The sequence below is a fragment of the Oerskovia flava genome (assembly GCF_026163685.1).
In the GTDB taxonomy this organism is placed as follows: domain Bacteria; phylum Actinomycetota; class Actinomycetes; order Actinomycetales; family Cellulomonadaceae; genus Oerskovia_A; species Oerskovia_A flava.
This window is the reverse complement of the sequence record NZ_JAOXSR010000001.1, coordinates 874,555-893,175: the sequence shown is the minus strand read 5'-3', so window position 1 is coordinate 893,175 and position 18,621 is coordinate 874,555. Positions and strand designations below refer to the sequence as shown.

Genomic DNA, 18,621 nt, shown 5'->3' with positions numbered 1-18,621 from the left:
GCGTCACCACCAGAGGGCGTCGCGCAGGGCGCCTTCCAGCCGCGTCGAGACCATGGTGTCGGCGGCGACGGCGTCGCGGACGCCGACGGCGCTGCGCAGGTCGCCCGTGATGATGCCGTCGAGACCGTCCTGCAGGTAGGCGCGCATCGCGGCCGGGTCGTTCACCGTCCAGACGAGCACGTCCACGCCGGCGGCGCGGGCCTCGGCGCGCAGCCGCGGCGTGACCGACCACTCCTCGACGACGACGAAGTCGACGGCCACGTCACCGAGACCGCCACGGCTGAACGGCACGACGTACCCGACGGAGATCTCCGGGCCGAGCGCCCGGACCTCGTCCACCAGGTCGGGGTAGATCGACTGGACAAGGTGCTCACCGGCGACGTCGTGCTCACGCAGCAGCGCCACGACGTCGGCCGCGAACCCGGGCGTCTCGGACCCGTGCCGCTTGAGCTCGACGAGCAGCGGCTGGTCCAGCTCCTTGGCGCGCAGGACGAACTCCTCGAGCGACGGGATCTGCGCCTCGAAGGCTCCCTGGCGCACGGTCGTCGCGGTGAGCTCGTCGAGCGTCGAGCCCGCGACGGTCTGCGACGACCCGGCGAGGCGCCGCAGCGTCGTGTCGTGGAAGACGACGAGCTCACCGTCCGCGGTCTGGAGCACGTCGAGCTCGACGTACTCGGGACCGAGGGCCGCGGCCGCCTCGAGCGCCGGCACCGTGTTCTCCACTCCCCCGCCCGGGTAGCCGCGGTGCGCGACGACCGCGCCCGTCCCCCCGGCCGCGAGGCCCGCCACGACGGACGTGTTCACCGCCGCGAGCCCGACGAACACCGCGACACCCAGCAGCCCGACGGCGGTCCGCACCCGCCGCGACCACGGCGCCCGCCCGGGCACGGCCTCCGGTGACGGCTCGGCACGGACGGGCGCGACGCCGTCGGGCAGACCGGACGCGCCGGCGGCGAGGACCACCACCTGCGAGCAGAGCGCCGCGACGAGGCCCGCGAGGAGGACCCCGAGCACCTGGACCACGGCGAGCGACGCACCCGCCACGGCGGGGGCGGCCGCGGGGAGGTGGACGTCGGCGAGCCGGGTCGGCACGAGCCCGGCGGTGACGAGGCCCGCGCTGATCACGAACGCCCCGACCAGGACGGTCGCGAACCGGCCGAGCAGGCGCAGCGCCACCCCGCGCGTCATCCGCCAGCTCGCGGACATCGCGGCGGCGACGGAGGCGTCCGAGGTGAGGAGCACCGTCGTCGTGAGGACGAGCCGGAGGTTGAGCGCCAGCACCACCAGCAAGAACACGACGTAGACGGCCAGGCCGCCGTCGAACTTCAGCAGCTCGGTGACGACGAAGTTCGGCAGCGCGATGCCGCGCACCACGGTCGCCGCCACCCCGAACCCGCCGAGCGGCACGAGCACGAACACGTACGCCACGAAGAGCAGCAGCTGCGGACCGACGAGCCGTCGGACGGCGCGCGCGAGATCACCCGCGACCGCGCGCACCGACACCGCGGCGCCGTCGCGCAGCCGCGCGCTGATCGCCAGATACACACCCTGCTGGACGAGCGCGACGACGCTCGCCACGAGCGCGAGCAGCACGAGAAGGAGCACCGACGTCGGCGTCGACAGCACCCGCAGCACGTTGAGGTGCGTGAGCGCGCCGACGCCCGCCTGCGCGAGCGCCGCGTCGAACAGCCGCGCGATCAGCGGGAACGCGAGCAGCACGGACACGCCCTGCACCAGGAGCGTCGCGGCCAGGTACGCCCGCGGCGCCGCGGCGACCTGCGCGGCCGCGCGGGCGAGAGTCGCCGAACGACCCGGCGCGGGGGGCCGCGTGCGGGACCCCCTCCGACGCGCGCTCACCAGGCACCGCTCACGCGGTGCGCCGCCGTGCCATGGACTCCGTCTGCATCGTGAGCATGATAGCCACCAGGTCGGCCGCGGAGCGGGTGATCAGTCGTCGAGCGGGCCGTCGACGAGGCGCGACCTGGCCTCACCGGTCTGCTCGTACGCGTGACCCACCGTGTTGTCCGCAGCGCAGGTGCAAGACCGGGCCGCGTTCGCCGACCTCCTGACCAAGAACCCGTGCAGTACGGTGGCCCATTTCTGGGCCGACAAGGGGCTACGTCGGCCAAGGCCTTGCCGAGGCCGCTGCAGCCACAGGGATCAAGCTGGAGATCGTCTCCGGCCCCGCGCCTTCATGGTCAGCACAGGCGCTGGGCCGTTCGAGCGGACGAACGAGTGGATCAACCGGCAACGCCGCCTCGTGAGCCAGTACGAAGCCACCCTGACGGCCCACGAGAGCTTCGTGATGCTCTCCCCGTTCCGTCTCCTGCTCCGCCGCCTCGACCGCTGGTAGGTGTTCGACAGGCACTAGGACGTTCCACGCGGCGCGTCGCCAGCCGACCGTCGTCCTGTGGACAGGCGCTCGCGCGCGACCCTGCGAAGACCCGACAGGACTGCCGCCGTGGCGGGCGTCGGTGGGGCGCCCCGCCGCACGGCGGCGTAGACCTTCCGTGTGCGCGGCGCGGCGGGCGTGTGGACGTCGACGGCGTAGCGGCGGTCCACCGCGAGCCCGGGCAGGAGCGCGACGGACAGTCCCGCCTCGACGTGCGCGAGCAACAGCTCGTAGCTCGGCAGTCGCGCCACGACGTGCGGCGCGAAACCTGCCTCACGGCACACGTCGTCCAGGAGCGTCGACAGATAGGTGCCGGGCAGGTCCGCCGCCCACCGGGCGCGGGCGAGTCCGGTGAGGTCGACCGCTCCGGCGGCCCGGTGCCCTGTCGCCGCATCACCGGGTCCGCCCGCGGCCGCGGTCACGAGGACGACCGGGTCCTCGAGCAGCGGCACGGTCGCGACGTCCGGACCGGCGAGCGGCGCGCCGTCGAGGAGCTCGGCGGTGACGGCGAGGTCGACGTCGGCACGCCGCAGCGCCGGGCCGCTCTCGCGCGGGTCGAGCTCGACCACGTCGATCTCGACCCGCGGGTGCTCCGTGGCGAGGCGCAGTGCGAGGGGGATCACGAGCTCGCGTACCGCGCTCGAGAACGCGGCGATGCGCACGACCCCGGCGGGCTGCCCGTCGGGGTGCGCGAGGTCCGCCTCCGCGAGCGCCATCTGGTCGAGGATGATGCGCGCGTGCCGGGCGAGCGACCGGCCCGCCGGGGTGAGGTGCACCCGCCGCCCGGTCCGTTCGAGGAGTCGGGAGCCCGTCTCGGCCTCGAGCGCCGCGAGCTGGGCGGACACCGCGGAGGGGCTGAGGTGGAGCGAGGCACCGACGGCGCGGACCGTGCCGAGGCTGTCGAGCCGGGCCAGGATCTGCAGCCGTGCGGCGTTGAGCACGAGCGTCTCCCCGGTGTCGGCGCGCGAATCGCGTTGTGCGGCTTCTCCGCACAGACTGTACGAGAAGTCGTGCTGTACGCGCACAGCGCCTCGTCCCTACGCTCGGCGCATGCCTCCCGCCGACGCCACCGCCGCCGCCACCGCCGCACCGCCTGAGTCCGCAGGCTCCCCCGAGCGCTTCTGGGCCGACGTCGAGCGTCACGTCGTGCGCTACGGCGGGCCGTTCACGCCCGAGATCGTGGAGAGCGCGTCGGGGAGCTGGGTCACGACGGCGGCCGGTCGCCGGGTCCTCGACTTCACGTCGGGCCAGATGAGCGCGATCCTCGGCCACAGCCACCCGGCCGTCGTGGAGACGGTCCGCCGGCAGGTCGGCACCCTCGACCATCTCTTCAGCGGGATGCTCTCGCGACCTGTCGTCGACCTCGCGCGCCGGTTGGCGGACACCCTGCCGGACCCGCTCGAGAAGGTGCTGCTCCTCACGACCGGCGCGGAGTCGAACGAGGCCGCGATCCGCATGGCCAAGCTCGTCACGGGCGGGCACGAGATCGTCTCGCTGGCCGGGTCGTGGCACGGGATGACGCACGCGGCGGCAGCGGCGACGAACAGCGCGGGCCGGCGCGGCTACGGCCCGACGGCGCCGGGCAACGTCGTCATCCCGGCGCCGAACGCGTACCGCCCCGACCATCTCACCGCCGACGGCGGGCACGACTGGCGCCGTCAGCTCGACCTCGCGTTCGACCTCGTCGACGTGCAGTCGACGGGCAGCCTCGCGGCCTGCCTCGTCGAGCCGATCCTCAGCTCGGGCGGGATCCTCGAGCTCCCGCCGGGCTACCTCGCCGCGCTGCGGGACAAGTGCCACGAGCGCGGGATGCTGCTCATCCTCGACGAGGCGCAGACGGCGCTGTGCCGGACCGGGTCCTGGTACGCATTCGAGGGGCGGCCGGGCGACGAGCCCGTGGTCCCTGACATCCTCACGCTCTCCAAGACGCTCGGGGCAGGCCTGCCGCTCGCCGCGGTGGTCACGAGCGGCGAGATCGAGGAGCGTGCGCACGAGCGCGGCTTCCTGTTCTTCACGACGCACGTGTCGGACCCGCTGGTCGCGGCGGTGGGCACCACGGTCCTCGACGTGCTGCAGGCCGAGCACATGGACGCGCGCGTGCGGGTGCTCGGCGACCGCCTGCGCGCCGGCCTGCTCGACCTGCAGTCCCGGCACGAGGTCGTCGGCGACGTCCGCGGCCGTGGGCTGCTCCAGGGCATCGAGCTCGTCGTCGACCGGGAGACCAAGGAGGGCGCCGACGCGCTCGGCGCGCTCGTGACCCGGCACGCGCTCGAGCTCGGCCTGCACATGAACGTCGTGCAGCTGCGGGGCATGGGCGGGGTCTTCCGCATCGCCCCGCCGCTCACCATCACCGAGGACGAGCTCGACCTCGGGCTCGCGCTGCTCGACCAGGCGATCCAGGCCGCGACGTAGCCTCGGCATGCCTCCACGTCTCGTCACGTTGTCTCAGCATGCGCGACGCCCCTTCCGCGATACGGACGCCCGACCTAGCCTGACGACGAGCGGCGACGCAGGCCATCGTGCCCGCCGCCGCACCGACCGACAACCTGCACCACGGAGGACGTCCATGCCCGCACCGCTCGACACCACCGAGAAGATCGCCGCCTACGCGCACCCCGACCGCCTCGTGAGCACGGACTGGCTGGCGGAGCACCTGGGCGACGAGAACGTCGTCGTCGTGGAGTCCGACGAGGACGTGCTGCTCTACGAGACCGGCCACATCCCGGGCGCCGTGAAGGTCGACTGGCACACCGACCTCAACGACCCCGACCTGCGCGACTACCTCGACGGCAAGGGCTTCGCGGAGCTTCTGGGCGCCAAGGGCATCTCGCGGGACACGACGGTCGTGCTGTACGGCGACAAGAACAACTGGTGGGCCGCCTACTCGGCGTGGGTCTTCACGCTGTTCGGCCACGAGGACGTGCGCCTGCTCGACGGCGGGCGCGGCAAGTGGATCGCCGAGGGTCGCGAGACCACCACGGACGTCCCGACGCCCGAGCCGGTCGAGTACCCCGTCGTCGAGCGTGACGACGTGACGATCCGCGCCTTCAAGGAAGACGTGCTCGCGCACCTGGGCAAGGGCCCGCTCGTCGACATCCGCTCCCCGCAGGAGTTCACGGGCGAGCGCCTGCACATCCCCGACTACCCGGAGGAGGGTGTGCTGCGCGGCGGCCACATCCCCACGGCTCGCAACGTCCCCTGGGCGACCGCGGTCGCCGAGGACGGCACGTACAAGTCGCGCGCCGAGCTCGAGGCGATCTACCAGGAGGGCGGGCTCGGCCTGTCCACGGACGACGACGTCGTCACGTACTGCCGCATCGGCGAGCGCTCCAGCCACACGTGGTTCGCGCTGACGTACCTGCTGGGCTTCGACAAGGTCCGCAACTACGACGGCTCCTGGACCGAGTGGGGCAACGCCGTGCGCGTCCCGATCGTCAAGGGCGACCAGCCCGGCGAGGTCCCGGCGCACCTCTCCTGAGCCTGAGACCTCTTCTCGCAGCACGGATGCCCGACGGCGGTGGGCCGGCTCCCGGAGCCCGGCCCACCGTCGTCGGGCATCCGTACGTGCGGGAGTTCCGGTGACTGGAAGCGGGCGCGCCGTCGCGCCGCGTGGTGCGAGGATCGACCCATGAGCGAGCACACCACCACCGCGGACGAGACCCTGCCCGAGGCTCTCGCCGCGCTCCGCGACGACTTCCTGGCGGTCCCCGAGCGCGACCGGCTGCAGCTGCTGCTGGAGATCTCCCGCGAGCTGCCCGACCTGCCGGAGCGCTACGCGAATGCGCCGGGGATGCTCGAGCGCATCGAGGAGTGCCAGTCGCCGGTCCGGGCGTTCGCCGAGGTCGGGGACGACGACGTCGTGCACTTCTACGCCACGGCCCCCGAGGAGGCCCCGACGACGCGCGGGTTCGCCTCGATCCTCGCCCAGGGGCTCAGCGGCCTGACGTCGGCGCAGGTGCTCGCCGTCCCGGACGACTTCCCGTTCATGATCGGCCTCACGCGCGCCGTCAGCCCGCTGCGGATGAACGGCATGAGCGGCATGCTGACCCGCGCGAAGCGCCAGGTCCGCGAGCAGATCGCGGCTCGCGCCTAGACCGCCGAGCACGGGGCTGGTGCCGTTCTCGGCTCCGAGACGGCACCGACCCCGTGTTCGGCGGGAGCGGTGTCGCGGAGCGGCGTCAGAGCTTCAGTCGCGGAGGGCCAGGCGGCGGGCCAGGACGGCGCAGACGACGAGCTGCAGCTGGTGGAAGATGATGACCGGCACGGCGACGGTGCCCGCGACGGCGACGGGGAACAGCACGGCGGCCATGGGGAGCCCGGTGGCGAGGCTCTTCTTCGAGCCGCACATGAGCAGCGCGATGCGGTCCGGCACGTCGAGGCGCAGTGCAGCGCCGCCCCACCACGTGACGGCCAGCATCACGGCGAGCAGGACCCCGCTCACACCGACCAGGGCGAGGATGGTCCAGCCGGACGTGCGTGCCCACACGCCCGCCGTCGTCGCGGCGGCGACGGCGCCGAAGACGACGACGAGGATCGTCCCGCGGTCGACGCCGAGCGTCAGCCACCGGCGCGCCCGGATCCACCGGCCCACGAACGGCTGGAGGAGCTGCCCGACGACGAACGGCACCAGCAGGTGCACCAGCACCCCGCGCAGCCCGTCGAACCCGCCGACCGCACCGTCTGCCGCGCCGGTCCCCGCGAACAACCACAGCACGAGCAGCGGCGTGACGACCATTCCGACGACGTTGGACACCGTCGCCCCGCAGATCGCGCCCGCGATGTTCCCGCGCGCGACGGACGTGAAGGCGACCGACGACTGGACGGTCGAGGGCAGGAGCGCGAGGAAGAGCACGCCGGCGGCCAGCGGCTCGCCGATCAGCGGTGTGACGGCCCACGCGACGAGCAGCCCGACCAGGGGGAACACGACGTACGTCGAGGCGAGGATCGATCCCTGCAGCCGCACGTTGCGCAGACCGGCCACGACCTCGGTCGTCGGCAGCCGCATCCCGTAGACGAGGAACAGGACCGCGACCGCGACGTCCGCCACGGCGTCGACGACCCGCTGGACGTCCGCGCCGACCGGGACGACCAGCCCCAGCACCATGACGGCGACGAGCAGGACCACGAACGGGTCGACCCATGTCTTCAGCACCTGGCGCACGGGCCACGAGTCTGCCACGTGAGCGCGGCGGCCACTCAGAAGAGCGTGTACCCGCCGTCGACGGTGACGACCGCGCCGGTCATGAAGCTCGACGCACGGCTCGCGAGGAACACGACCACGGGCCCGAGCTCGTCGGGTGTCCCCCAGCGCTGCATCGCCGCGGGGGCGACGCAGTCGTCGTGGTACTCGGGCTGGTCCACGGGCGACGCCTCGGTGAGGAAGTAGCCGGGCGCGACCGCGTTGACCCGGATGTCGTGGGGCGCCCACTCGGCGGCGAGGCCCTTCGTCAGCTGGTGGACGGCCGCCTTCGACGCGAGGTAGGCGGGCTGCCACCGCGGCCGGTTGACGATCTGCGCCGACATCGAGCCGATGTTGACGATCGTCCCCGGCACCCCGGCGTCGACCAGTCCCCGCGCGACCGCGCGCGAGCAGTACCAGACCCCGTCGAGGTTGGTGGCGAGCGTGCGGTGCCACACGTCGTCGTCGATGTCGAGCGCCGCGCCCCCGATAGAGATGCCCGCGTTGTTGACGAGGAGGTCGACCGTGCCGAGGTCGGCACCCGCCTGCCCGACGACGTCGTCCACCTGCGCGCGGACCGTCACGTCGAGCGCGTATCCCCGGGCGTCGATGCCCGACGTGCGCAGGTCGGCAGCGGCGCGCTCGGCGGCGTCGGCGGTGGTCGCCGTGAGGGCGACGCGCGCGCCGGCCTCGCCGAGCGCACGGGCCACCGCCCGGCCGAGGCCGCGGCTGCCGCCCGTGAGGAGGGCCGTGCGCCCGGTGAGGGAGAAGGTGTCCAGGACCCGGCCGGTGGTGTTCGGCACTCGCACTCCTCGTCAGTCTGCTGCGAGCTGCTCGCGCAGCTCCTCGGCACGGTGCACCTCGTCGTCGAGAGCCGTGAGAGCGTCGGCGAGGAGCGGGAGCGCCTCGGCACCGTCCAGGAACCGGGCGGCGGCGACGTCGTCGTGCAGCTGCAGGGCGAGGTCGGCGCGCAGCACGAGCGCCCGGAACCGCAGCGGCTCGGACACGGTGCGGGCGCGGACGCCCTCGGCGTCGAACGCCCGGTCGAGGACGCGGGCGGCTCCCGTGGGATCACCGGCGCCGCGCAGGATCCGCGCGTGCTCGACGGCGCGGGAGAGGTCCGCCGGCACGTCGACGCGCCGTCGCGGGAGTCGGGGCTCGACGGTCCCGTCTCGCCTCGTCACGCGCACCTCCCGGCAGTCGGCAGGTGATCGGGTCACGTACCCCGGACACCTGCCGTCACCCTAACCCCGCGCCGCCGACCTCGCCCGAGATGTCGGTGTTGCCCGAGGGCTCAGCGCTGGACGCGCGCGCTCCCGCCCGACGCGAGCTTGCGCACCTCGGCGAGCGACGCGGTCGACGTGTCGCCCGGCGTCGTCATCGCGAGCGCACCGTGCGCCGCCCCGTACTCGACGGCCTCGGCGATCGACCCGAGCTCCATCAGCCCGTAGGCGAGACCCGAGGCGAACGAGTCCCCGCCGCCGACGCGGTCGAGGATCTCGAGGTCCGCGCGGTGGGTCGCCTCGGCGAAGCCCTGCACGCGCGACCACGCGATCGCGCCCCAGTCGTTGACGGACGCGCTCGTGACCCCGCGCAGGGTCGTCGCGATGACCTGGAAGTTCGGGTACTCGTCGGCGGCCCGCGAGATCATGGCCCGGAACGCGCCCGTGTCGAGGTCGGTCAGCGACTCGTCGACGCCCTCGACCTCGAAGCCGAGGCTCGCCGTGAAGTCCTCCTCGTTGCCGATCATCACGTCGACGTGCCGCGCGAGGCGGCGGTTGACCTCCTGCGCCCGCTCGACCCCGCCGATCCCCTGCCACAGCGAGGGGCGGTAGTTGAGGTCGTACGACACGATCGTCCCGTGCCGGCGGGCGGCGGCCATGGCGGCCTCGGCCACGTCGGCGGACGACTCCGAGAGCGCCGCGAAGATCCCGCCCGTGTGGAACCACCGCACGCCGCGCCCGAACAGCTCGTCCCAGTCGACGTCGTCGGGCCGCATCTGCGCGATCGCCGTGTTGCCGCGGTCCGAGACCCCGACGGCGCCGCGCACGCCGAAGCCGCGCTCGGTGAAGTTGAGGCCGTTGCGTACGGCCCGGCCGATGCCGTCGTAGGGCACCCACCGCACGTGGCTCGTGTCGAGCCCGCCGGTGAGCATGAGGTCCTCGACGAGCCGGCCGACCTCGTTGTCCGCGAGCGCCGTGACGACCGCGCCGCGCAGGCCGAAGCAGCGGCGCAGGCCCCGGGCGACGTTGTACTCGCCGCCGCCCTCCCAGGCGCTGAAGGTGCGGGCGGTCTTGATGCGGCGCTCGCCCGGGTCGAGGCGGAGCATGACCTCGCCGAGGGCGACGACGTCGTACGCGCAGTCGGCGGCGGGTCGGACGGTGAGCGGCGCGCTCGCGCCGGTGGCGTTCTCGGTCACGGGTCAGGCTCCTTCGGTGGGCGTGGAGGCGGCGAGGGCGACGGCCTCGCGGGTGCGGCGGGTGATCTCGGCCCAGTCGCCGGCGGCGACGAGCGAGCGCTCGACCATCCAGGAGCCGCCGGCGGCGTGGACGGCGGGCAGGGCGAGGTAGTCGAGCAGGTTGGCGGCGCCCACTCCCCCGGTGGGCACGAACCGCACGCCGGGGAAGGGTGCGGAGAAGGCCTTGACGGTCGCCGGGCCGCCGAGGACACCGGCGGGGAAGAGCTTGACGAGGTCGAGCCCGAGGTCGAGCGCGGCGATGATGTCCGACGGCGTGGCGACGCCCGGGAGGATCGGCACGCCGTGGTGCTGGGCCCGGCGCACGACGTCGGCGGACAGACCCGGCGAGACGAGGAACCGGGCGCCGACGCGGACGGCCTCGTCGACCTGCTGGGCGGTGACGATCGTCCCGGCGCCGACGAGGACGTCGGGGCGTTCGGAGGCGATCGCCTCGATCGCGAGGTGGGCCCCGGCGGTGCGGAAGGTGACCTCGGCGACGGGCAGGCCGCCGTCGGCCAGGGCGCCGGCGACCTGGAGGCCGTCGGCTGCGCCATCGACGACGACGACGGGGACGACCCGCGCGGCGCCGAGCTGGTCGACCACGGAGCTGGCGGTGGGTGACATCAGTGTCTCGTTTCGCTATGGTGAACGGCGGTTCTGTACTGCGGAACGACTCTACGGGAAGGGCTCTCATGACGGAAGCCGGTGGCGACGCGAGCCCGCTCGGCAGCGTCGACAAGGCGCTGCGCGCGCTCGAGGAGCTCGCCGCGGCAGGGCCCGGGGGCCTGCCGCTCGGCACCCTCGCGAGCCGGCTCGACCTCAACAAGGCGTCCCTGCACCGCACGCTCGCCGCGCTGCGCTTTCGCGGGTTCACCGAGCAGGACCCCGTGAGCGGCAGCTACCGGCTCGGGCAGGCGGCCACGGCCCTCGCGACCGTCTACCTGGGCGAGGAGAACCTGCCCGCCCTCCTGGAGCCCGCGCTGCGGACCCTGTGCGCGGCCACCGACGAGCTGGTCCACCTCGGCGCGCTGTCCGGCACCGAGATCGTCTACCTCGACAAGATCGAACCCGCACGCGCCGTGCGGGTCTGGTCCGCCGTCGGCCGCCGCCGCCCCGCGGCGACCACCGCGCTCGGTCGCGCGCTGCTCGCCCACCGCGACCTCGACGAGGCCGCGCTCGCCTGGTACGCGCCGGACGACGCCGTCCGGGACACCCTGCGGTCCGCGCTGTCCGCCACGCGCGAGCGAGGGTTCGCGACGGAGACCGAGGAGAACGAACCGGGGATCAGCTGCCTGGCGGTCCCCGTGCTGCGCGGCGGGCAGGCGGTCGCCGCGCTGAGCGTCACCGCGCCCGCCGAACGGATGGGCCCGGAGCGGCACGACGAGCTGCGGCGGATCGTCGCCACGCAGGTCCCGGCGACCTTGCCACCCACGCTCGCGGTGCCCGCCGAGCTCGGCGACGCGGCTCGGCCCACCGCCTCGCCGCCACGCCTCCCGGGTCGCGGCGGCGACAGTCCATCTGTGAGAGAGTTCGAGGGCGGAGGCCCGGCTCCGACAGACGCGGAAGGATATCGGTGATGGCCGTACTGGTGGCCTACAACGACTCACCGCAGGGGGAAGCAGCGCTGCGCGCCGCCGCGGGCGAGGCGACACGACGACGACTACCGCTCGCGGTGTTCGTCCTCACCCCGCAGGACGACGAGACCGCCGTCCCCGCCGACCTCGCGCACCTCCTCGAGACGCTGCCGTCCGAGGTCGGTCCGCCCGCGATCACCTACCGCGACCCCGACGCCGATCCGCCCGAGGCGATCCTCGACGAGGCCGAGCGCACGAGCGCCGAGCTCATCGTCATCGGCTCGCGCAAGCGCACCCCGGTGGGTAAGTTCCTGCTCGGGAGCACCACCCAGCGCGTCCTGCTGGACGCGTCCGTCCCGGTCCTGGTGATCAAGGCCCAGCACTAGGTCTCCCTCAGCGACTGGAGCTGTCGATGGACCCGATCGTCGCAGGTGTGGTCATCGTCCTTCTCGGGCTCGTCCTGTGCTTCGCCGGCATCGGGTCGCTGCACGCCGCCGTGCTGGCCTCGGGCTTCGGCCTGGGCTGGCTGCTCGCGGACCTCTTCCAGTCGAGCTCCGGCACCGCGCTGCTCATCGGCGCGCTGAGCGCGGTCGTGGCCTGGTTCGTCGTGACGTTCATCTTCAAGTTCGCGGCGTTCTTCGTCGGCATCCTCACGGGCGCCGTGATCGGCGCGAAGATCTACGGCACGATCTCCGGCGACTCGGGCAACTGGCTGCTCGCCGTCGTGCTGGTCGTCGCGGTCGCGGCGACGAGCGGGTTCCTCGCCGACCGCTATCGCGCCAGGGCGCTGCTGTGGCTGACGACCATCGGCGGCGCCGGGATCGTCATGGCAGGCCTCGGCCGGGTCGACGAGGACCTCTTCGGGTTCCTGCGCCACCCCGAGGCGGCGTGGGAGCAGGTCGTCTCCGTGCTGGTCTGGGTGACCCTGGCCGTGCTCGGGTGGCTCACCCAGCGGCGGCTGTTCGCGCGCCGGCTGCGGATACCGGAGAACCGCCGCGACTGACCGGGGCGACCGCGACCTCCAGCCGGTTGTTCCACGGGTCGTCGAAACGCAGCACGAGGCCGTCGTCGCGGACCGGCACGCCCGCCGTGGTGAGCCGGTCGCGCAGGGCGGCGACGTCGTCGGGCGCGGGGACAGTGATCGCCACCGTGCCGAGGCCGAGCGTCGAGGCGCGCGGACCCGCACCGCGGCTGTTCCACGTGTTCATCGCCATGTGGTGGTGGTACCCGCCCGCCGCGACGAACAACGCCCCGGGGACGCTCGCCGTCTCCTCGAAGCCGAGCGCGTCGACGTAGAAGGCGCGCGCGGTCGGCACGTCGCCCACCTGCAGGTGCACGTGCCCGACGACGGCCCCCTCGTGCGCCAGGCCGTCGGTCACGCCCGTGGTCGCGAGGGCCTCCCGGGCCTGGTCCGTGAGGTGGGCACCGAGGAAGGCGTTCGGGTCGAGGCGCTCGGTGGCCATCCGGACGTGCCCGCCGTCCCACGCCCACTGGTCGCGGGGCCGGTCCGTGTAGAGCTCGACCCCGTTGCCCTCCGGGTCCGTGAAGTAGAACGCCTGTGACACGAGGTGGTCGGCGCTCCCGATGAAGGTGCTCGGTGCGGTCCGGGCGACCGAGGCGACGGCCGTCGCCAGGGCCGGCTCATCGTCGAACAGGATCGCCGTGTGGAACAGGCCCGCCTCGCCCCGGCCCGGCAGCGGGAGGTCACGCGTGCGGCGCAGCACGACCAACGGCCTCGAGCCCCGGCCGAGGACCACGGTCTGCCCGTGGTCCCCGGCCGGGAGCCCGAGCGACTCCGGGACCGGCAGCTCCCGCAGCGAGAGCGCGTCCCGGTAGTAGCGCGCCATGAGGTCGAGGTCGTCGACATGGAGGGTCACCGCGTCCATCGACGTGTCGGCGGCGAGCAGGTCTCGGGCGTGCGCGGTGGTCATGACGCTCCTTGGTCACCCGGTCGGACCGGGACGGACGGTTGTTGATGCTTCAACCATTAGCGGGCACCGCGCATTCCCGCACCGCTCAGGAGTGCGCCGGGGCCACCGCCAGCGCCGCAGCGAGGCCCTCGGTGAGCGGCGTCGTCGGACGGCCGAGCAGGCGGGCGAGGTCACCGCTGGTCTCCGCGAGGTCGCCCCCGCGGATGTTCCCGTCGAGCGCCACGAGGAAGCCGGCCGTGCCCTCGTCGAGGCCCGCGCCCAGGAGCGCGGCGCGGTGCTCCGCAGGGTCGAGGTCGCGGTAGACGACGTCGCGACCGAGGACCTCGCTCGCGGCCCGGGCGAGGGCCGGGTGGTCCCAGGCCTCGTCGCCCGCCAGCTCGTAGACCGCCCCGGCGTGGGCGCTCTGCGCCGACGTCTCGATCTCGGCCAGCACGACCGCGGCGGCCTCGGCGAAGTCGTCGCGGCTCGCGCTCGCGACGAGCCCGTCACCCACGCTGCCGATGATCATGCCGCTCTCGCGCGCCTGGAGCACGGTCGAGAGGTAGTTCTCTGTGTACCAGCCGTTGCGCAGGATCGTGGACGCGAGCCCCGAGGCCGCGACGGCCTCCTCGGTCGCCTTGTGCTCCGGGGCCAGGACCAGGCTCGACGTCGTGGCGCGCGGCGCGCTCGTGTAGACGAGGTGGCGGACACCGGCGGCCACCGCGGCGTCGATGACGGCGGTGTGCTGCGGGACCCGTCGACCGACCTCCGAGCCCGACACCAGCAGGAGCGTGCTCACACCCTCGAGCGCCGGGGCGAGCGTCTCGGGCCGGTCGTAGTCCGCCTCGCGCACGACGACGCCACGGTCGGCGAGGTCCTGGGCACGTGCGGGGGTGCGGACCGCGGCGACGACCTGGTCCGCGGGGTGGCCCTGCGCGATCAGGGTCTCGACGACGTGGCGGCCGAGCGCGCCGGTGGCTCCGGTGACAGCGATCATGGGGTTCTCCTCGAGAGACGGTTGCGCCGCACTGCTGCGCGACCCCTCCAGCATGCACTTACTTTTCCACCGTGCCAACTATTGGCTAGTGCGGCGAATCTCACAGCGTAGATCGGCGGTGCGCGCCGTACGATGGTCGGGTGAGCCCTCCCCCCGACACGGCAGCCGGCGAGCCCGCCACGGACGACGGTCCCAGCGACGCGTTCATCGCCGACGTGTTCCAGCGCGGGTGCACGTCACGCAAGGCGCTCGAGACCGTGACCGGGCGTTGGGGCGTGCTCACCGTGGCGGGGCTGCGCGACGGCGCGATCCGCTTCAACGCGCTGCGGCGCCGCATCGACGGGGTCAGCGAGAAGATGCTCGCGCAGACGTTGCAGTCGCTCGAGCGTGACGGCCTCGTCATCCGCGAGGTCCGGGCCACCCTGCCGCCGCACGTCGAGTACCGCCTCACCGAGCTCGGCACCGACGTCGCGGACCGGCTGATCGCCCTCATCGAGGTCCTCGAGGGCTCCGTGACCGAGGTCGCTGCCGCCCAGGTCCGCTACGACGCCCGCTCCGGTGCCACCTCCGGCACGCCATCCGGTACACGGAGCGACACACAGACAGACAAGACGTCCTGAGCGCCCCGTGCCCGCGCACGCCGAGATCTCGGAGCCGCCCACGGCGACGACCGGCGTCGTGCTCGCGGCCGGGGACGGCAGCCGACTGGGCCGCGGACCCAAGGCGCTGCTGCGCCAGGACGGGCAGACCCTGGTCGACGGCCTGGTCGCCGCGCTGCACGACGGCGGCTGCGACGAGGTCGTGGTGGTCCTCGGCGCCGAGGCCGACCGCGTCCGTGCGGAGGCCACGCTCGCCGGGGCCCACGTCGTCGAGAACCCCGCCTGGACCACCGGGATGGCCTCGTCGCTCCGGCTCGGGATCAGCACGGCCCTGGCGCGCGGCGCCGCACGGGTCGTCGTGGCGCTGGTCGACCAGCCCGACGTCGGACCGGACGTCGTGGCCCGGGTCCTCGCCGCGCACCGGCCCGGGCGCGCCGTCGTCTCCCGCTGGGCGGACGCCGGCCGGAGGCCGAACGCGCACCGCGGCCGGGCGCACCCGCTCGTCCTCGACGCGGCGCTCGCCGAGCGCGTGGCGCGTGGCGCGCAGGGCGACCGCGGTGGTCGCGACGTGCTGGACGCGCACGCGGACCTGATCGACGTCGTCGAGCACCCCGGTGACGGTCGGGACGTCGACACGGCGGCCGACCTCGACCTGCTCGGCTGAGGCCGAGCGCTCGGGTGTGCGCTCGGGTCAGCGCAGCGGCAACGTCCGGCCGGCCGCCTTCATCGCCAGGTAGACACGGTCGCGGGCCAGCGGCAGCTCCGTGAGGCGGATCCCGGTGGCGGCCTTCAGCGCGTTGGCGAGCGCCGGGGCCACGGGGTTGAACGGGCTCTCGCTCATCGACTTCGCCCCCAGCGGGCCGAGCGCGTCCGTCGTCCTGGCGAAGTACACCTCGCTGCGCGGCACGTCGGCGAACGTGGGCACGTGGTAGTGCCGGAACACCGGGGTGGTCACGCGACCGGCGTCGTCGACGACGACCTGCTCGTACAGGGCGGCGCCCAGCGCCTGCGCGATCCCGCCCTCGACCTGCCCCCGGCACTGGCGCGGGTTGACGACGACCCCGGCGTCGGCGGCCTGCACGCTCTGCAGGATCCGGATCTCCCCCGTGCCGCGGTGCACCGCGACCCGGAAGCCGTGGACGTTGAACGCGATGGACCGGGGTGTGCCGCCCCAGCGCCCGTCGGCGCTCAGGTCGAGACCGGCGTCGGTGCCCGCGCGTGCGACGTCGTGGAGCGGGACGAGGCGCCCCGCACACTCCACGCCACCGGGGACGAGCCGGCAGTCGGCGGGCGCCGCCCCCGTCATCGCGGCGCCGACCTTCACGAGCGTCTCGGCGAGACCCTCGGCCGCGGCGTGCGAGGCCTTGCCCGCGACGACCGTCCCGGTCGACCCGAACGCGCCCGTGTCGTGCTCGACGAGGTCCGTGTCGGACTGCCGCACCACGACCTGCCCCACGTCCTGCCCGAGCGCCTGCGCGACGAGCTGCTGGTGGACCGTCGTCGTGCCGTTCCCGAACTCCGCCGTGCCGACCTCGGCCTCGATCGTGCCGTCCGGTCGCAGCCGGACACGGGCGTGCGCGTGGTGCCCGCGCGGCGGCACCGTGTCGATCATCGCGAGCGCGGCGCCCTCCCCCACCACCCACGCCGGGCCCAGGTCGGGGAGCCCGTCCGGACCGGCCCCGTGCTCGGCGACGTCACGGGCACGACCCCGCGCCAGGGCGTCCGCCGCGAGGTCGAGGCACTGGTCCAGGCCGTAGGACCCGTAGAGCACGTCCATCTCCGGCTCGGGGCTGGTCGACAGCAGCGGGTCACCGACGTGCACCACGTTGCGCCGCCGCATCTCGAGCGGGTCGATCCCGAGCTGCTCGGCGAGCTCGCCGATCGCGGACTCGACGGCGAAGACCGTCTGGGACAGGCCGTACCCGCGGAACGCCCCGGCAGGGACCGTGTTCGTGTAGACCGCGTGCGCGTCGACCCGCTTGTTCGCGCACCGGTAGACCGCGAGGGACTCGCCGCACCCGTGGAACATCACACCGGGCGCATGGTTGCCGTACGCACCGGTGTCGGACAGCACGTCGAGGTGCAGCGCGGTGAGGGTCCCGTCGGCGCGCGCTCCCGCGCGCACCCGGATCCGGAAGGGGTGGCGGGTCGTCGTGGCGACGAACTGCTCGGTGCGGGTGTGCTCGAGCTGCACCGGGCGTCCCAGCGTGAGCGCGGCGAGCACGGTCACGTCCTCGGTGAGGACCTCCTGCTTGCCGCCGAACCCGCCGCCGACCCGCTCGCACACGACGCGCACCTGGTCGGGGTCGAGGCCGAACACCCGGCACAGCGTCCGGCGCACGAGGAACGGGACCTGCGTGCTGGTGCGCACGACGAGCCGACCGTCGGCGTCGAACGACGCGATCGTGGCGTGCGTCTCGAGCGCCGCGTGCTGCACCCGCTGGGTGCGGTACGTGGCCTCGTGCACGACGTCGGCCTCCGCCAGCCCGCGCTCGACGTCACCGATCGTGGTGTGCACCTCCGCGACGACGTTCGCCTCGGGGCGCGCGACCCGCGCACCCGCCGGGTCGAGGTCGGGGTGCACCAGCGGCGCCCCCGGCACCATGGCCTGCTCGGGGTCGACGACGGCGGGCAGGGGCTCGTAGGACACCCGCACCGCCCGGACGCCCGCCTCCGCGGCGGCCACCGTGTCCGCGACGACCGCCGCGACCCGCTGCCCGACGAACCGCACGACGTCGTCGAGGACGCGGGTGTCGTCCGGGTCGTCCGCGGCGTGCTCGTGCTGCGCGGTGGAGAACCGCACGCCCGGCGCGTCGAGGTGCGTGAGCACCGCCTGCACCCCGGGCACCGCGAGCGCCGCGGTGGCGTCGACGTCGAGCACCCGGGCGTGCGCGTGCGGGGACCGTACGAGCCGCAGGTGCAGCAGGCCGGGGTAGTCGGCCGGGTCGACGTCGAGGGTGAAGCGGGCCGTGCCCGTGACCACGCCCCGGCCGGCCGGGGCCGCCGCGCTCGTCCCGACGGCGCCGGCGGACCGGTCCCCCGGACCGTCGTCCTGCGACATCTCGCTCGTGGTGTCGCCGCGGGCGAGGACGGCGTCGGCGATCGCGCGGTACCCGGTGCACCGGCACAGGTTGCCCTTGAGGGCGCGTGGCAGGTCCTCCTCGCGCGGGTCGTCGAGCGCCGCGGCCGTCATGATCATGCCCGCCGTGCAGAACCCGCACTGGAAGCCCTGCGCGTCGAGGAACTGCTGCTGGACCGGGTGCAGGTCTGTGCCGCACGTCGCGGCGAGCCCGTTGATGGTCGTGACCTCGCGGCCTGCGGCGCGCCGCGCCGGGTACAGGCAGCTGTGCACGGGGACCCCGTCGACGTGCACGGTGCACGCACCGCAGTCACCTCCGTCGCAGCCCTTCTTGACGCCCAGCGCACCCTGCTCGCGTACGAAGGTGCGCAGGCACTGGCCGGGCCGCGGCGCGGAGGCCACGTCGCGGCCGTCGAGCACCATCTCGAACGGC

Annotated in this window: 19 protein-coding genes; 9 read left to right on the top strand and 10 right to left on the bottom strand. The window is 74.0% G+C overall.

Annotated features, from left to right (window positions below):
- Positions 1-3: 3 nt before the first annotated feature.
- Entirely contained in the window at positions 4-1,857 is a 1,854-nt protein-coding gene (locus OHL10_RS03930; RefSeq protein WP_265520836.1) for a glycerophosphodiester phosphodiesterase, read from the bottom strand.
- Positions 1,858-2,194: 337 nt separating this feature from the next.
- Here OHL10_RS03930 and OHL10_RS03925 point away from each other — a divergent pair, with 337 nt between their 5' ends.
- Positions 2,195-2,353, top strand: a complete 159-nt coding sequence (locus OHL10_RS03925) for a hypothetical protein (protein ID WP_265520835.1) — start codon at positions 2,195-2,197, stop codon at positions 2,351-2,353.
- Between the two features lie 14 nt (positions 2,354-2,367).
- Here OHL10_RS03925 and OHL10_RS03920 read toward each other — a convergent pair whose 3' ends face one another.
- Entirely contained in the window at positions 2,368-3,333 is a 966-nt protein-coding gene (locus tag OHL10_RS03920) for a LysR family transcriptional regulator (RefSeq protein ID WP_265520834.1), read from the bottom strand.
- 109 nt (positions 3,334-3,442) lie between these two features.
- Between OHL10_RS03920 and OHL10_RS03915 the strand changes: the two genes are divergently transcribed.
- The 3 genes from OHL10_RS03915 (at position 3,443) to OHL10_RS03905 (ending at position 6,485) form a co-directional block, all read left to right on the top strand.
- Positions 3,443-4,804: an aspartate aminotransferase family protein gene (locus OHL10_RS03915; protein ID WP_265520833.1), complete on the top strand. Its 1,362-nt coding sequence runs from the start codon at positions 3,443-3,445 to the stop codon at positions 4,802-4,804.
- Between the two features lie 154 nt (positions 4,805-4,958).
- A complete protein-coding gene (locus OHL10_RS03910; RefSeq protein ID WP_265520832.1) occupies positions 4,959-5,870 on the top strand; it encodes a sulfurtransferase in 912 nt (303 codons plus the stop codon).
- 150 nt (positions 5,871-6,020) lie between these two features.
- A complete protein-coding gene (locus OHL10_RS03905; RefSeq protein ID WP_265520831.1) occupies positions 6,021-6,485 on the top strand; it encodes a SufE family protein in 465 nt (154 codons plus the stop codon).
- Between the two features lie 93 nt (positions 6,486-6,578).
- Here OHL10_RS03905 and OHL10_RS03900 read toward each other — a convergent pair whose 3' ends face one another.
- The 5 genes from OHL10_RS03900 to eda all read right to left on the bottom strand — a co-directional run bounded on the left by OHL10_RS03900 (position 6,579) and on the right by eda (position 10,653).
- A complete protein-coding gene (locus tag OHL10_RS03900; RefSeq protein WP_265520830.1) occupies positions 6,579-7,553 on the bottom strand; it encodes a bile acid:sodium symporter family protein in 975 nt (324 codons plus the stop codon).
- A gap of 35 nt (positions 7,554-7,588) precedes the next feature.
- Positions 7,589-8,374, bottom strand: coding sequence for an SDR family NAD(P)-dependent oxidoreductase (locus OHL10_RS03895; RefSeq protein ID WP_265520829.1), 786 nt, complete (start codon positions 8,372-8,374; stop codon positions 7,589-7,591).
- 12 nt (positions 8,375-8,386) lie between these two features.
- A complete protein-coding gene (locus OHL10_RS03890; RefSeq protein WP_265520828.1) occupies positions 8,387-8,755 on the bottom strand; it encodes a hypothetical protein in 369 nt (122 codons plus the stop codon).
- A gap of 110 nt (positions 8,756-8,865) precedes the next feature.
- Positions 8,866-9,990, bottom strand: coding sequence for a sugar kinase (locus OHL10_RS03885; RefSeq protein ID WP_265520827.1), 1,125 nt, complete (start codon positions 9,988-9,990; stop codon positions 8,866-8,868).
- 3 nt (positions 9,991-9,993) lie between these two features.
- Positions 9,994-10,653: a bifunctional 4-hydroxy-2-oxoglutarate aldolase/2-dehydro-3-deoxy-phosphogluconate aldolase gene (eda, locus tag OHL10_RS03880; protein ID WP_265520826.1), complete on the bottom strand. Its 660-nt coding sequence runs from the start codon at positions 10,651-10,653 to the stop codon at positions 9,994-9,996.
- A gap of 68 nt (positions 10,654-10,721) precedes the next feature.
- Between eda and OHL10_RS03875 the strand changes: the two genes are divergently transcribed.
- Genes OHL10_RS03875 through OHL10_RS03865 form a run of 3 tightly spaced genes read left to right on the top strand, consistent with a single transcriptional unit; the run spans position 10,722 to position 12,606 of the window.
- On the top strand, positions 10,722-11,606 hold the full coding sequence (locus OHL10_RS03875) for an IclR family transcriptional regulator (protein ID WP_265520825.1): 885 nt from the start codon (positions 10,722-10,724) through the stop codon (positions 11,604-11,606).
- Positions 11,606-11,989: a universal stress protein gene (locus OHL10_RS03870; RefSeq protein ID WP_265520824.1), complete on the top strand. Its 384-nt coding sequence runs from the start codon at positions 11,606-11,608 to the stop codon at positions 11,987-11,989. The genes OHL10_RS03875 and OHL10_RS03870 overlap by 1 nt, the downstream gene beginning before the upstream one ends.
- Before the next feature lie 26 nt (positions 11,990-12,015).
- Entirely contained in the window at positions 12,016-12,606 is a 591-nt protein-coding gene (locus OHL10_RS03865) for a DUF4203 domain-containing protein (protein ID WP_265520823.1), read from the top strand.
- Here the strand turns inward: OHL10_RS03865 and OHL10_RS03860 are convergent.
- Positions 12,548-13,534: a VOC family protein gene (locus OHL10_RS03860; RefSeq protein WP_265520822.1), complete on the bottom strand. Its 987-nt coding sequence runs from the start codon at positions 13,532-13,534 to the stop codon at positions 12,548-12,550. The genes OHL10_RS03865 and OHL10_RS03860 overlap by 59 nt on opposite strands.
- A gap of 85 nt (positions 13,535-13,619) precedes the next feature.
- Positions 13,620-14,510 carry an SDR family oxidoreductase gene (locus tag OHL10_RS03855; protein ID WP_265520821.1) on the bottom strand — a complete coding sequence of 297 codons (891 nt, stop codon included), beginning with the start codon at positions 14,508-14,510 and terminating at the stop codon, positions 13,620-13,622.
- A gap of 140 nt (positions 14,511-14,650) precedes the next feature.
- On the opposite strand from OHL10_RS03855, the gene OHL10_RS03850 reads away from it, so the two are divergent.
- A complete protein-coding gene (locus OHL10_RS03850) occupies positions 14,651-15,130 on the top strand; it encodes a winged helix-turn-helix transcriptional regulator (protein WP_265520820.1) in 480 nt (159 codons plus the stop codon).
- Between the two features lie 7 nt (positions 15,131-15,137).
- A complete protein-coding gene (locus OHL10_RS03845) occupies positions 15,138-15,773 on the top strand; it encodes a nucleotidyltransferase family protein (RefSeq protein WP_265520819.1) in 636 nt (211 codons plus the stop codon).
- Positions 15,774-15,800: 27 nt separating this feature from the next.
- Here OHL10_RS03845 and OHL10_RS03840 read toward each other — a convergent pair whose 3' ends face one another.
- The gene (locus OHL10_RS03840; protein ID WP_265521016.1) at positions 15,801-18,611 is read right to left on the bottom strand and encodes a molybdopterin-dependent oxidoreductase; all 2,811 of its coding nucleotides are present in this window, start codon (positions 18,609-18,611) and stop codon (positions 15,801-15,803) included.
- Positions 18,612-18,621: the final 10 nt, after the last annotated feature.

Coding starts and splice junctions, on each gene's coding strand:
- OHL10_RS03925 (WP_265520835.1), top strand. CDS start 2,195: ATGGTCAGCACAGGCGCTGGGCCGTTCGAGCGGACGAACGAGTGGATC.
- OHL10_RS03915 (WP_265520833.1), top strand. CDS start 3,443: ATGCCTCCCGCCGACGCCACCGCCGCCGCCACCGCCGCACCGCCTGAG.
- OHL10_RS03910 (WP_265520832.1), top strand. CDS start 4,959: ATGCCCGCACCGCTCGACACCACCGAGAAGATCGCCGCCTACGCGCAC.
- OHL10_RS03905 (WP_265520831.1), top strand. CDS start 6,021: ATGAGCGAGCACACCACCACCGCGGACGAGACCCTGCCCGAGGCTCTC.
- eda (WP_265520826.1), bottom strand. CDS start 10,653: ATGTCACCCACCGCCAGCTCCGTGGTCGACCAGCTCGGCGCCGCGCGG.
- OHL10_RS03875 (WP_265520825.1), top strand. CDS start 10,722: ATGACGGAAGCCGGTGGCGACGCGAGCCCGCTCGGCAGCGTCGACAAG.
- OHL10_RS03870 (WP_265520824.1), top strand. CDS start 11,606: ATGGCCGTACTGGTGGCCTACAACGACTCACCGCAGGGGGAAGCAGCG.
- OHL10_RS03865 (WP_265520823.1), top strand. CDS start 12,016: ATGGACCCGATCGTCGCAGGTGTGGTCATCGTCCTTCTCGGGCTCGTC.
- OHL10_RS03860 (WP_265520822.1), bottom strand. CDS start 13,534: ATGACCACCGCGCACGCCCGAGACCTGCTCGCCGCCGACACGTCGATG.
- OHL10_RS03855 (WP_265520821.1), bottom strand. CDS start 14,510: ATGATCGCTGTCACCGGAGCCACCGGCGCGCTCGGCCGCCACGTCGTC.
- OHL10_RS03840 (WP_265521016.1), bottom strand. CDS start 18,611: ATGGTGCTCGACGGCCGCGACGTGGCCTCCGCGCCGCGGCCCGGCCAG.